Source organism: Chryseobacterium sp. B21-037 (genome assembly GCF_028570785.1).
GTDB lineage: Bacteria > Bacteroidota > Bacteroidia > Flavobacteriales > Weeksellaceae > Chryseobacterium > Chryseobacterium proteolyticum.
The window spans coordinates 1,728,198-1,741,705 of the sequence record NZ_JALGCB010000001.1 but is presented as its reverse complement, the minus strand read 5'-3'; the positions used below and the strand labels follow the sequence as shown (position 1 = coordinate 1,741,705).

Below are 13,508 nucleotides of genomic sequence, written 5' to 3'. Positions count from 1 at the left end.
TTTCCAATGAAGATCTGATCACGAACTTGAATAAGGATAAGGATGCATGTAGAAAATTTTAATGAAAATTAGTTAAACAGAAATTTAAATTTTTCATCGGTTAACAAAAAATAGCTTTGGGATTGCCACAACACATGGAGATTGTTATCTCAAGCAAAATAAAATAAGAATAGGTGTAGATAATTATTTATTAAGTATAATCCGTTTAAATTTAAAGTAAGCCTTTGAAAAGATATACCGCAAAATTTGAAAAGAGGCAGTTGGTCTTGTTTTCAGAAAATAATTCAGAGATCGGAAAAATTGTGGAAGCAAACAAATTGATCTCATGGAGAAGATACATTGTATGTGATTCTAAACGATATCATATTAAAAATGTAGGATTTTTATGGAATGATATTGAACTTTCGGATGGCAGGAAAGTGATTTATTACACAGATTTTGGAAAAGATCTGATTATAAAAGTAGATGAATCGGATATAAAGATTTGTCGTTTCACATCAGATAAAGGAATGCAGTTGTACGAACAAAAGAAATTAATCATTGATATTCAAACCCACAGGAAATGGTTTGGAAATCCTGTTTTCAGCATTGAGGTAGATGATTCAGTTGATGATGCATTGGCCTTATTATTTTTGTATTATTCTTCAGCGAGCTTAATGAATTAGATTCATTATTTTAAATAAAAAACCTCCACCAATTCTAATTGACGGAGGTTTTTATCCTATACGATGAAAACTTAATGTTTCACAGCTTTAATAGCTGCTTCGTAATCAGGTTCTTTTGAAATGTCTGCTACCTGCTCTTCATATACAATTTTTCCTGAAGGATCAATTACTACGACGGCCCGGCTTAAGAGACCTTTCATCATAGAATCGGTGATCTCTACACCGTAAGTTTTTCCGAAATCAGAGCGGAAATCAGAAAGCATAACCACATTTTTTATCCCTTCGGCTCCGCAAAATCTTTTTTGTGCAAACGGCAGATCTTTAGAAATACAAAGAACTACTGTATTGGGAAGGTTAGCTGCATCCTCATTGAAATGTCGGACTGAAGCTGAGCAAACACCGGTATCTACACTCGGAAAGATGTTAAGAATAAGAAATTTTCCTTTGTAGGAATCCAGGGTCTGATCTTTCATTGAAACATCGGTAAGGGTGAACTTTGGCGCTGCTTTATTTACGGCCGGTAGTTTGGAATACGTTTGTACCGGTTTCCCTCCCATCATAATGGTATTGGCATTGTGGGAGTTTTGAGCAAAAAGGAATACGGAAACAGATAATAGCGTGGTGAAAATTAATTTTGAAAACATTGGATTTTATTTTAAGACAAAATTATTCTTTTTTTGGATTGAATATTAATTTTAATTCAAACAGTCTTTAAATAGACCGAATCTATTAGCTGACTATTTTTATAATCATTTGTAAGGTCTACCTTTATTCTAACAAAGTGGACACTTAATTATTAAAAAGATAAAAAATATGAATTCAGCACAGAACACATCATTCCATGAGATTTTTAAAAGCGAAAATGAAATACCGGAAGAATTCAAAGTTCCGGAAATTCATCAGAGAACCTATTTGCTTAATGGTGAACTTATAGAGTGGAAAGGTGATGTCACGGAGATTTATTCCCCAGTTTGTATTCCTACAGAAAATGGGCTTGAGAGAAAGTTACTGGGAAGTATCCCTAATATCAGTCCTGCAGATGCTATGGAGGTTCTTGAGGCTTGTGTAAAAGCGTATGATAATGGTCTTGGGGAATGGCCGACCATGTCTGTAGAAGGACGCATCAAATGTATGGAAAAATTTGTGTATCTCATGATTCAGCAACGTGATCTTGTGATTAAGCTTTTGATGTGGGAGATCGGGAAAACCCTGGCCGATTCTACAAAAGAATTTGATCGTACAGTAGATTATATCAACCAAACCATAGACGCACTGAAAGACCTGGACCGGGAATCTTCCCGTTTTCAGCAGGCGGAAGGAACGATTGCACAGATTCGCAGAGCTCCTCTTGGTGTTGTTCTGAGTATGGGACCTTTTAATTATCCTTTAAATGAAATATTCACAACCCTTATTCCGGCTCTGATCATGGGGAATACCATTCTGTTTAAACTTCCCAAACATGGTGTTTTAGCTCACTATCCTTTATTGAATGCCTTTAAAGAAGCGTTTCCAAAAGGAACTGTGAACACACTTTATGGGAAAGGATCTGAAATCATTACTCCTATTATGGAAAGTGGAAAAGTGAATGTTCTAGCGTTTATAGGATCCAGTAAAGTGGCTAATGGGTTGAAAAAGCTGCATCCGAAAGTAAATCGTTTACGTGCTATTTTAAGCCTTGATGCAAAAAATGCAGCGATTATTACTAAAAATGCCAATCTGGATGTAGCGGTAAACGAGTGTATTTTGGGAGCGCTGTCCTTTAATGGTCAGCGATGCACAGCGTTAAAGCTTCTTTTTGTACAGAAAGAGGTTGCTGCCGAATTCACAGAAAAGCTGAATAAGGCTGTCTCTGCTTTGAAGCCCGGATTGCCTTGGGAAAAAGATGTGAAAGTAACACCGCTTCCTGAAGTTAATAAACCGCCTTATTTGAAAGAATGTATTGATGACGCCATTGCTCATGGTGCTAAAGTATTGAATGAAAACGGTGGCTATACTGAAGCTTCTTTTGTATTTCCTGCGGTGGTATATCCGGTAACAAGTGAGATGAAGTTATACCATGAGGAGCAGTTTGGTCCCGTGATACCTGTTGTCCCTTTTGATGATATTGAGGAGCCTATTGAATACCAGGTGAATGCTTCCCATGGAATGCAGGTAAGTATTTTCAGTGAAGATCCACATGAAGTTTCAAAACTTATTGATTCATTCGTTAATCTGGTTAGCCGGGTTAATATTAATTGCCAGGCACAAAGAGGCCCGGATGTTTTTCCGTTTACGGGAAGAAAAGATAGTGCAGAGGGAACGCTTTCTGTATTTGATGCGCTACGGTCTTTCTCTATAAGATCTTTGGTAGCTGCAAAACTTACAGAATCCAATAAAGAGCTCCTGAATACAATTGTCCGGGAACATGACTCTAATTTCTTAAGCACAGATTACATATTCTAGCCAGTAGGTCAGTCCAAAATAAAAAAACCGTACTCAATTTAAATGAAGTACGGTTTTTTATTTGTTCAGCTTAAAACTTACAATATGAATTCTTTAACCCTATGCTGAAATTGTATTCTTCTTTAAACTAGCACCCCGCCGCCATCTGCAACTATTGTATTACCCGTCCCGAAACTTTGCTCCATCAGGTAAATATAAGCAAGAGCAATATCTTCAGGAGTGGCTACTTTTCTTACCAATAATGCCTCCGCATATTGTTGATACATTTTCTCCCGTTCATTTTCCGGGATAGCTCCCCATAGATCTGTTTTTACTATGCCAGGAGATACGATATTAACTCTCGTTGGAGCAAGTTCAACTGCCATTGCTCTGGCAAAACCTTCCATGGCTGAAGTAATGCTGGCTGCAATACCCCAACCTTTTCCCGGCCGGTTGCCTGCAATTCCACTCGTTAAAGTAATGGATCCACCTTGATTTATTTTCGGAGCACCATATTTTACAGCAGCAAGAGCACCCCAATACCGGATTGTAAAGAATTTTTGCGCTTCTGAAAGGGAAGTTTCATCAATATGGTTCAGTTGAAGGTTTTCACCGGCGGTGTATACCAGATGATCAAAAGAGGATTGAACAGCAAAGAAATTTTTAATATTTTCTTCTTTGCTTAGGTCTGCAACCTGACCTTTTGCATTCCCGGGAAGTTGCTTCAGAGCGGAATCTATACGTTGTTGATTCGAAGCAACAATAGTAATAACAGCTCCTTTTTCAGCGGCAGCTTTAGCGGTTGCAAAACCTATTCCTGCACTGCCTCCCATGACAATGACATGTTTTCCTTCTAAGGGATTTGTTGTTGATATCATTTCTATTTATTTTATGATACAAATTTCCCATAACTGTATTTTATTCGATTTACCAAATGGTAAAAAGAAAATGTGATATCAAACTTTTTATTGATCTATTAGATTTCACTATTTTTTACAAAAGATTGTAACATTTTCTATGAAATGTCACTAACTCCATAGAGCCAGGAACCATGAGCATACTAGAAAAAGAATTTTTAGAAAGAATCGAAAAGCATAAAGGAATCATTTTTAAGATTTCTAAAATGTACATGGATGATAAAGACGACCGCGATGATCTCTTTCAGGAAATTACCTATCAGGTTTGGAGAGCATATCCAGGATTTAAAGGGCAAAGTGAATTTTCAACCTGGTTGTACAGAATAGCCCTGAATACGGCCATTATCTTTCTAAAATCCGAAAAGAAAAGAAGCTTTATAGGAAATGATGATTTTGCCCATTACAAAATCGAACAGGAGGAATATGACCACGAAAAAGAGGAAAAGCTGACGGCTATGTATCAGGCTATCCATCAATTGAATCCTATTGATAAGGCTTTTATATTTTATTATCTGGAAGATTTTCCCGGACGTGAAATCGCTGAACAAATGGGAATTTCAGAAGGTAATGTAAGGGTGAAAATGAACCGCGCCAAAAATAAGTTAAAAGATATCTTAAACACAAATAAGTACTAATTTTAAATCAATAACAATGAATATAGATGAATTGAAAAATACCTGGAATGATGATGTTTTTGAGGAAACACCGGAAATCAGTATTGAAAATAAAAACAAGATTAGCCTTCCTTTGGAAAGGATGCGTAAAAATATGAGAAAGGAATTCTTCTCCACAATTGGGATTTTTATTTTTGGATTTGCCATTGTCTGGTTATGTGGTGCTCCTTTTAAATTTAAGTTTTATCTCACGATACTTTTGGCTTCTATGGCCATAGTTACATTTTTCTTTTTCAGTAAATTTTTTAAGCTTTACAAGGACATAAGTAATCCGCAAATGAAAACTTACGATGGATTAAAGGACCTGCTTCATCAATTTGAGCTCAATAAACAATATTACCTTTCATTTTATCTCAGTTTTATCCCTTTTCTGGTATGTGAAATTATTATTGTGCTTGAATTTATTCCAAGACCACAACCGTTAAGTGATCTTAAGATTGCCGGCATTCTTATAGTTTCTGTATTGTTTGGATTGTTTTCTTTGTATTTACTTGGGAAGTATTGGTTTCAAAAGTTTTATGGTAAGTATATTGTAACAATAGAAAATCTTGTGATAGAATTTCAGGGATAAATTTTCGGCGGGCAGAATGCCCGCCGAAAATTTATCTGCTTAAAATACTTTTTGCTGAGTCAGAAGCTATTACCAATCCGGCACCCAACATGATCATATCTTTGATCACCAGTCTGCCGGCTCCTGAGAGGAAAGGAAAACCATGATCAGGCCCTCCGAGATCCGGAACCCATGTTTCGGGAGTTGTAATCAGAAATGAAAGCGTTACTATTGACATTCCCGCGGTTAAAATCCCGGATAATAAACCAATCTTTGGATAGAATATACCCAATACAACAAGAATTCCAATGCCAACAATGAAACTTCCCAATGCATAGGAAAACACGTAGGTACCATTTGCTTCATGCCATTTTACATTGGCTGGAATCCACTCTCCTTCTTTATTTTTATGGAATTTGTAGTTATCTGCATCTGAAGATTTCGTATTAAGGAAGAAACTCATAAAAGGAGAATTGGCTACGAAAGGAATAATACCTTCCGCTTCATAATGAAATGCTTTTAGTCCTCCGATCCAGGCCATAACGATAAAAACACTAACCCTTAGAATATGGATGAAGTTTTTCTGTGAGTGTGCTAAGAATTCAATCATATTATTTTTTTTGACAAAATTAGATTGAATGTCTAACCTATAAAATGGAGAATTGTGGACGTTATTTGTACAAATCTGCAACGATGGAAATTCCTGCTTCTTTCCTGAAATGAGTAGGGGAAACGCCGGTATGTTTTTTAAAATATTTACTGAAATAAAATTCATCACTGAAGTTAAGTTCTGCTGCAATTTCTTTCATGGATTTCCGGGTCAGGTGAATTTGTTTTTTAGACTCCAGGATAACTCTTTCCTGAATAATCTGAGAAGGTGTTTTATTAAATCGGGATTTGATCTTTTTGCTTAACGTGTTGGGAGTGATATGTAAAAGATCGGCGTAAAACGATAGATTTTTTTCCGTAAGGAAATGAATTTCTACCAAATCCTGGAAAGATTTTAACTCTTTGAAATCATCCTTTATCAGATCCTTGTCCGGGAATATTTTATTTTTTTCTTTACTGCAAATTGCCAGGATTAACTGCAGATAAGATTGTAAAACGGCCTGTGAAAAATCCTCCTCAGGATCTACTTTCCGGATTTTAGAAAAATAGCCTGAAATTTCTTCAAAGACCTCTGCAGTCAGTTTGAAATAAGGAAAGAGGTAAATATTGTTAAAAAGCAATCCGTTACAGGCTACTTCTTTCTTATGAAATTCTATGCAATAAAAATCACTGTGGAAGCTGAGATCATCAATCTTAAGAACGGTCTCAGTGACGATCCGGATATTCTGGAAAGGGGAAGAAAAAAGGACAATGTTTCCCTCAAAATCATATTCCACGAAATCTACAATGATTTTTCCCACTCCTTCCAACAGGAAGATGTGATAAAAAGAATCGCTGGTGATATTTTTATAATATTCCGAATCTCTTTTTTGAACGGAAAAAAATGCATTTTTCATCTGAAGATCTATTTAATCTTTCTGGCTTTCTCTTTTTCAATCTCCTTTTTTACCCACGCAAGCTGTACATCATTTTTGTTGATGATATCCAGTAAAGTTTCTGTGATCGTTACATCCGGGATCACCCCTCTCTGAGAGTTGGTGAGTGTTATATTCGGATTTACCAGCAGTAAGCCGATAGGCAGTGTAAGTTTGGAGTTAGGAAGGACCTGATAAGAATAAAATCCGGCTACGGTTCCGTCATTTGCCCCGCCTGTTTCCTCTCCGACGAGGGTTGCTACCTTATCAAACTTGAGTTTTGAGCTGATAATGGAAGATGCAGAATAACTTCCGCCATTAACCAGTACAAAAATTTTTCCATGAAAAGCATTTTTATTGGGTTTTGTTACATTGTCTGCTTTTATCTTATAATAGAATTTGCCGTCGTTGCCTTTATAAGTATGAAGGGTTTTAAGGAAAAAGTATGTTGGATAGGTAATTCCTTTTAATGCATATTCCAAAGGGCTGCTCTTTTTGAAATAATTTGTTTTTAATGGGGTATAGCCTGAATTGAGCCTCGAAGGTTTTATTAAAGTGAATGGTTCTGAAACAAGATAGGAATAAAGATTATTAATTTCCTGTAAAGAACCTCCGTAATTATTCCGGATGTCTAATATCAGATAGTCTGATTTAGCTTCTTTAATTCTTTCGAATGTATTTTTATAAAACCTGTCAGATTTATTGTTTGAGAATTTTTTTATATTGATGTATGCAATTGAATTGTTCTCATCAAGAAATTTGAAATTTCTGTTCATAGGACAATGAAAGCTTCCGTTAGCCTGGGTTTGAGATTTAGCCTTTTCTGCTTCGCTTTGCTTATCCCGTTCGATAATGAAAGTTTGTTTTTTATTGTTATACAAGGTTTCAATTTTCACCTGTTCCAAAAAGCCGTTTTCCATGCTGAAAAAAACAAAAAACATATCTTTCAGGTAATAGGGTGTAAATGTCGTATTTCTGCCATCACTGCTGATCAGCTTTCTGTATTTGCTGATATAGAAAGATATCGGAATATTATTGATACTCAGTATTTCGGTGCCTGGTTTTATATTCTGAATGGAATCTTTATTCGCGACGATATAAAGATGGTCATCCTTGATGTAATATTTGAAGTACGTAAATAATTTTCTTCCTCCATATTCACGCTTTAATTTTTCAAAAGGAATCATCAGTGAGAGATGCCCTTCTCTGATGCTTGTAATAACGGGTTGCAATTTGAAATAAAACTGTGTTGGAGTAAGAGGTTCGTTGATAGTTTGCTTAATGCTGTCGATTTTAAAATCCAGATCTTTTCTTGTAATATATCTGTAGAGCTGAGGATGCATTTCTTTTAATTTAGTATATGCATAATCCACATCTTTTTTGAGCTGCTCAGGCTCAATAAGTGTCCCTTCCTGCCGCTCGCTATTGGTGAGAGAAGAACAGGACCACAGAAAAATAAGTCCAAATAAAATAAATGTAATTTTCAAAATTTTTGTGTTTAAAACCTACAAATTTAGGCGTTTAAAATCATCCTGATATTAAAATACTAATAATTTTTTAAGTGTGAACTATAATATTGCGTTAAATAAATGAGTTATTTATTAGGCCGGCCTACCAATTCACAGTAAAAGTTAATACATTTGAACTTTATTTATCAAATGATGTATTTATTTATTGCGATTGCCATCCTGCTTATATTAGCATACTACATAATAACAAGCCGGGAAGTTTTTGGTGCCGAACCTGCTGGAAAAAGACTGGAGAGAATGAAGCATTCAAAGCTTTATAAAGATAAACAGTTTCAAAACCTTAGTTATACACCATCAATTGCTGAAGGCTATAGCATGCCAAAGGTTCTGTATGATTTTTTTGTGGCTAAAAAAGATCCGCTTTTAAAGCCACTGAAAAATATACCATCAGTTCATACCATTTTAAAAGAGATCCCAAAAGACCAGGATGTATTCGTCTGGTTAGGGCATTCATCTTATTTCATTCAGACAGATGGAGTATCCTTTCTGATAGATCCTGTTTTGAGTATGTATGGCTCTCCATTTAAATTTTTTAACAAAGCTTTTCCAGGGTCTGATATTTTCAAACCCGAGGATATCCCGGAACTTGATTATCTTGTTATTACCCATGATCACTTTGATCATTTGGATTATCCTACTGTCAAAAAGATAAAAGATAGGGTAGGAAGTGTTATTTTGCCATTGGGAGTCGGAGCACATTTTGAAAAATGGGGTTATCAAGAAAATATGCTTATTGAAGAAGAATGGGGAGGAATGGCATATTTAAAGAATAATATTAAAATTACTTTTACTCCGGCAAGACATTTTTCAGGAAGAAAAATAAAGAGGAACGGAACATTGTGGACTTCTTACGTTTTGGAAACTCCTACTAAAAAGATATTTTTAGGAGGGGATAGCGGTTATGATACCCACTTTAAAATGATCGGTGATCAATATGGTCCTTTCGATTATGCAATCATGGAAAACGGCCAGTACAATGAAGCATGGAAATACATTCATGCACTTCCTGAAGATGTTATACAGGCGAGTATAGATGTTAATGCAAGGAATATTATTCCTGTTCACTCTTCGAAATTTGCTTTAGCCCTACATCCATGGAATGAGCCATTGCAAAAAATAACAAGTTTAGGTAAGGAAAAAAATCTACGTATTCTTACTCCTATGATCGGTGAAACAGTTAGCCTGGATGAGCAGGATCATCAGTTCAAAGCCTGGTGGGAGGATTGATATCAGGCGTGCCAGATGTCGTTATATCGTTTCGGGTGATTTTCAAACTGTTGTCTTACAAAATCACATTCAGGATCTATCAGCAGGTCCTTTTCCTCTGCGTACCGTACCAGTTCATCTAAAAGCATCTTGGCATATCCGTGTCCTTCGAGTTCTTCATTAAGCTTTGTATAATATACAATTAATTGTCTGCCATCAATTGCTATGGACATATAGCCAGCCTTCTTGTCGTCAATTAATATCTGCAATTCATCCTGATATGGAGATATTTCAAATTTTATATTTTCCATAAGTATTGAAATTAGATTGAGTAATAAATGATCTTGAGAGCCTGAAAATCAGATCTCTTCTTTAAAATTACAAATTATAATCATATAATTCACCAATTTATAAGAAGTTAATCGTTATTTATATTCTTTTCAATTAAGCCAGGCAATAGTTGGTATTTGAACATAATGATCAGTAATCCTACTTATTCTTTCTATAACGGATTTCATAACCTGCATTCCACCGGCAAATTTATTCGTTACATTCTCAGTTGCTTATGATCCTTTAACAAATATTAATAAATGATTTCTTTTGCTTTGGCATTTTAATTGAAATGACATGAACACCGTATTAATCACATTTCACTATATATTCAAATTTTTCTTGATGGCTGTTCGTAAGATCAGTCATTTTTTGTGTCGCAAGAATAAGAAGGAAGTTATTTTGTTTTTGTTTGAATTTTATAACTTTGTCTTATGGAATCATCAGAGTCATTACAGGAATTTTATAACCGTACGCAGGTAAGGGTTTATCCTTCCTGCCTTTCTAATTCCGGACTGGGACATTTTAATGTCTTTTCACGGGATAATTGTGCATTGGTTACTCCTTACAGCAGAAGGGATTTTTATAAAGTATCCCTGATTATCGGGAAAGGAAAACTTCACTATGCGAATAAATGGATCCGTGTGGATAGGCCTGCGCTGCTGTTCTCTAATCCGGTAATACCATATTCCTGGGAAGCTGATGATGATAACCAGACAGGGTGGTTTTGTCTGTTTACCGATGAGTTTCTTCAAAATGGAAGCCGTTTGGGAAACCTCCAGGATTCACCGCTTTTTAAAATAGGGGGAACACCTGTTTTCTTTGTTAATGAAGAACAGCAAAAAACAGTTTCTGACTTATTTGTAAAAATGATGACAGAAATTGATTCTGATTATATTCATAAATATGATATGCTTCGAAGCTATTTACATCTTTTAATCCATGAAACCATGAAGATGAACCCTGCCGAAAACTTTGAGTATCATCAGAATGCTTCACAAAGAGTGGCATCCTTGTTCATGGAATTATTAGAGAGGCAGTTTCCTATCGATAGTCCCGAATCCTATTTAAAACTAAGAACCCCTAATGATTATGCGGAGAGTCTTTCCGTACATGTGAACTCCCTTAATCGCTCCGTAAAGGAGATTACAGGTAAAACAACCACACAACAGATCACTTCCAGGATTATTCAGGAGGCCAATGCTTTGCTGAAGCATACGGATTGGAATATTTCTGAAATTGCTTACGGGTTAGGATTTGAGGAACCTGCTTATTTTACTAATTATTTTAAAAAACAAACAGGAAGAACTCCCAATGCACTGCGAAGTAACTTAGTTTGAATTTTATAATTCTTAGTTTGAATTCTATATGCAATCATCATTGATGTTGTTGTAATTTTGTTTCAGTAATTTAAAACCACAAAAAAATCATGAAATTTAGAAAATTAGGAAACACAGGAGAGCAGCTATCTGCAATAGGTTTGGGATGTATGGGAATGAGCTTTGCTTACGGACCTGCAGATGAAAAGGAAAGCATTGATACATTACACAAAGCATTGGATCTTGGAGTTAATTTCTGGGATACTGCAGACATGTATGCTAACGGAGAAAATGAAAAACTAATTTCCAAAGTGCTTGTTCCGAACAGGGATAAAATATTCATTGCCACAAAATTCGGATTCAGGTTTAAGGACGGTAAAGCTAGCCATAGTGGTGCTCCCGGGACTTATTTTGATGGTTCGCCGGAATGGATCAGACAGGCTGTAGATTTAAGTCTACAACGATTAAAAATCGATACGATAGATCTTTATTATGCACACAGGGTAGATCCGAATGTGCCCGTTGAAGAAACAGTGGGAGCCATGGCTGAACTTGTAAAGGCCGGAAAATTAAAATATATAGGTTTGTCTGAGGCTTCAGCAGAATCTATCAAAAAGGCAAATAAAATTCATCCCATTACTGCGTTACAATCGGAATACTCCATTTTAACAAAAGATGTAGAAAAAGAAATTTTGCCAACCATAAGAGAGCTGGGGATTGCCTTAGTTCCTTATTCTCCACTGGCAAGAGGGCTCTTTGCTAACATTAATGAGGTACAGAATTTTGGAGAAGATGATTTCAGAAGGTCTTTACCACGTTACCAGGAAGAAAGTCTTGAGAACAACAGAAAGCTGGTTCAGGAATTTAATGAACTGGCAAGCTCCAAAGGAATCAAAGGAACCCAGCTGGCTTTGGCCTGGGTACTTAATCAAGGGGATGATATTATTCCTATCCCAGGAACCAAGCGTATTAAATATCTCGAAGAAAATATCGGAGCGATTGATGTAGAACTTTCACAATCTGAACTTGATACTATTGATACGATTCTGAAGAAATATCCAAATGTGGGAGAGAGATATAATGAAGGTTCGATGAAACTGGTTAATAATTAAATAAATTTTAAGTTTGGATTTCTGATTATTCGGAAATCCAGATTTTTTTTGAAAGAAAAATAAAAAGAGGAATGAGAACTCTTAAAGAAAAGAATCAATTGATAGCTACTGTGCTGGCTTTTGCAGTAATTCCGATGTCTGGTCTGGCAACGGATATTTATTTACCTTCTATGCCCAGCATGGCAACAGAACTTCATTTACCTGAAAGCAGTATCCAGCTTACACTTTCTATATTTTTAATCAGCTATGGAATAACGCAGTTCTTTGCCGGTAGTGTTGTAGATTCGTTTGGGCGTTATCCGGTGTCCATTTTTTCACTGGCCTTTTTTGTGATCACTTTTTTAATTACGGCAACGACTAAAAATATTATGGTAATCTATGCGATGCGTGTCCTCCACGGTATGTTATCCGGTTTTGCCGTCGTTTCCAAGCGGGCCTTTTTTGTAGACGTGTACGAAGGAGAACAGCGAAAACATTATTTAAGTATCATGACGATCGTATGGTCTGTAGGGCCTATCATCGCTCCGTTCATCGGAGGTTATCTCCAAAAGAGTTTCGGATGGCAATCCAATTTCTACGTTCTGGCGGGATACAGTTTACTGCTTCTTATTTTAGAACTGGTATTTTCGGGGGAGACTTTAAAGGTACGGAATCCTTTTCGCATCAGTTTCCTGATCCAAGAGTATAATTCCATGTTTAAAACCAAAGATTTTTTCTATGGGATGCTGATGTGTGGGCTTAGTTATGCGATGGTAATATTCTTTAATCTATGCGGAGCCTTTATTATCGAGCATAAAATGGGATATTCTGAAGTTACTGCGGGATATGTTTCTCTGATTTTGGGATTGGCCTGGATGACAGGTGGGTTTTTGGGAAAAGCGTTAATCAACAAGGCCTTTCTGCCTAAGATCCGATATGCTAATTTTATTCAGTTGATTTTAATTATTTTAATGTTCATTTTTTCTTACTATGTAAGTAATCTGTACAGCCTTGTTGCTTTTGCTTTTGCAATTCATGTGACAGCCGGATTTATTTTCAATAACTATTTTTCTTATTGTATCGGACGATTTCCAAGTTCGGCAGGTATTGCCGGAGGATTAACCGGAGGAGTGGCATTTATCATTACTTCAGCCATAAGCTATGGTATTGCAAGTCTTATAAAACCTCAGTTCCAGCTGCAGGTAGCAGAAGGTTACTTTGTGCTGGGTATTTTGGGGCTTTTTATTTTAAGTATGATCAAAATCAGAAAAGCACACATTTAA

14 protein-coding genes are annotated in these 13,508 nt (G+C 36.0%); 8 read left to right on the top strand and 6 right to left on the bottom strand.

Annotation, left to right across the window (positions count from 1 at the left end; all coding sequences use genetic code 11):
• Nucleotides 1-224: 224 nt before the first annotated feature.
• On the top strand, nt 225-665 hold the full coding sequence (locus MTQ00_RS07700; protein WP_273648340.1) for a hypothetical protein: 441 nt from the start codon (nt 225-227) through the stop codon (nt 663-665).
• A gap of 71 nt (nt 666-736) precedes the next feature.
• Here the strand turns inward: MTQ00_RS07700 and tpx are convergent, their stop codons facing one another.
• Nucleotides 737-1,309 (bottom strand): thiol peroxidase, encoded by a 573-nt coding sequence (gene tpx / locus MTQ00_RS07695; protein WP_273648339.1) that lies wholly within the window; start codon nt 1,307-1,309, stop codon nt 737-739.
• Nucleotides 1,310-1,478: 169 nt separating this feature from the next.
• On the opposite strand from tpx, the gene MTQ00_RS07690 reads away from it, so the two are divergent.
• The gene (locus tag MTQ00_RS07690) at nt 1,479-3,107 is read left to right on the top strand and encodes an NADP-dependent glyceraldehyde-3-phosphate dehydrogenase (protein WP_172278896.1); all 1,629 of its coding nucleotides are present in this window, start codon (nt 1,479-1,481) and stop codon (nt 3,105-3,107) included.
• 122 nt (nt 3,108-3,229) lie between these two features.
• Here the strand turns inward: MTQ00_RS07690 and MTQ00_RS07685 are convergent, their stop codons facing one another.
• Entirely contained in the window at nt 3,230-3,964 is a 735-nt protein-coding gene (locus tag MTQ00_RS07685; RefSeq protein ID WP_273648338.1) for an SDR family oxidoreductase, read from the bottom strand.
• Between the two features lie 173 nt (nt 3,965-4,137).
• Here MTQ00_RS07685 and MTQ00_RS07680 point away from each other — a divergent pair, with 173 nt between their 5' ends.
• Nucleotides 4,138-4,638: an RNA polymerase sigma factor gene (locus MTQ00_RS07680; protein ID WP_273648337.1), complete on the top strand. Its 501-nt coding sequence runs from the start codon at nt 4,138-4,140 to the stop codon at nt 4,636-4,638.
• A 16-nt stretch (nt 4,639-4,654) separates the two neighbouring features.
• Complete coding sequence (locus tag MTQ00_RS07675) at nt 4,655-5,248, top strand: hypothetical protein (protein WP_273648336.1); 594 nt, start codon at nt 4,655-4,657, stop codon at nt 5,246-5,248.
• Between the two features lie 31 nt (nt 5,249-5,279).
• Here MTQ00_RS07675 and MTQ00_RS07670 read toward each other — a convergent pair whose 3' ends face one another.
• The 3 genes from MTQ00_RS07670 to MTQ00_RS07660 all read right to left on the bottom strand — a co-directional run bounded on the left by MTQ00_RS07670 (nt 5,280) and on the right by MTQ00_RS07660 (nt 8,237).
• Nucleotides 5,280-5,837 carry a DUF417 family protein gene (locus MTQ00_RS07670; protein ID WP_172278888.1) on the bottom strand — a complete coding sequence of 186 codons (558 nt, stop codon included), beginning with the start codon at nt 5,835-5,837 and terminating at the stop codon, nt 5,280-5,282.
• 61 nt (nt 5,838-5,898) lie between these two features.
• Complete coding sequence (locus tag MTQ00_RS07665; RefSeq protein WP_273648335.1) at nt 5,899-6,732, bottom strand: helix-turn-helix domain-containing protein; 834 nt, start codon at nt 6,730-6,732, stop codon at nt 5,899-5,901.
• A gap of 8 nt (nt 6,733-6,740) precedes the next feature.
• Entirely contained in the window at nt 6,741-8,237 is a 1,497-nt protein-coding gene (locus MTQ00_RS07660; protein WP_273648334.1) for a S41 family peptidase, read from the bottom strand.
• Nucleotides 8,238-8,408: 171 nt separating this feature from the next.
• Here MTQ00_RS07660 and MTQ00_RS07655 point away from each other — a divergent pair, with 171 nt between their 5' ends.
• Nucleotides 8,409-9,506: an MBL fold metallo-hydrolase gene (locus tag MTQ00_RS07655; protein ID WP_273648333.1), complete on the top strand. Its 1,098-nt coding sequence runs from the start codon at nt 8,409-8,411 to the stop codon at nt 9,504-9,506.
• Nucleotides 9,507-9,508: 2 nt separating this feature from the next.
• On the opposite strand, the gene MTQ00_RS07650 is transcribed toward MTQ00_RS07655, so the two are convergent.
• On the bottom strand, nt 9,509-9,796 hold the full coding sequence (locus MTQ00_RS07650; protein WP_172278880.1) for a GNAT family N-acetyltransferase: 288 nt from the start codon (nt 9,794-9,796) through the stop codon (nt 9,509-9,511).
• A gap of 453 nt (nt 9,797-10,249) precedes the next feature.
• On the opposite strand from MTQ00_RS07650, the gene MTQ00_RS07645 reads away from it, so the two are divergent.
• From MTQ00_RS07645 to MTQ00_RS07635, 3 genes are all read left to right on the top strand, one after another.
• Nucleotides 10,250-11,155, top strand: a complete 906-nt coding sequence (locus MTQ00_RS07645; protein WP_172278878.1) for a helix-turn-helix domain-containing protein — start codon at nt 10,250-10,252, stop codon at nt 11,153-11,155.
• 89 nt (nt 11,156-11,244) lie between these two features.
• Nucleotides 11,245-12,246 carry an aldo/keto reductase gene (locus MTQ00_RS07640; protein WP_273648332.1) on the top strand — a complete coding sequence of 334 codons (1,002 nt, stop codon included), beginning with the start codon at nt 11,245-11,247 and terminating at the stop codon, nt 12,244-12,246.
• Nucleotides 12,247-12,317: 71 nt separating this feature from the next.
• Nucleotides 12,318-13,508, top strand: coding sequence for an MFS transporter (locus MTQ00_RS07635; protein WP_273648331.1), 1,191 nt, complete (start codon nt 12,318-12,320; stop codon nt 13,506-13,508).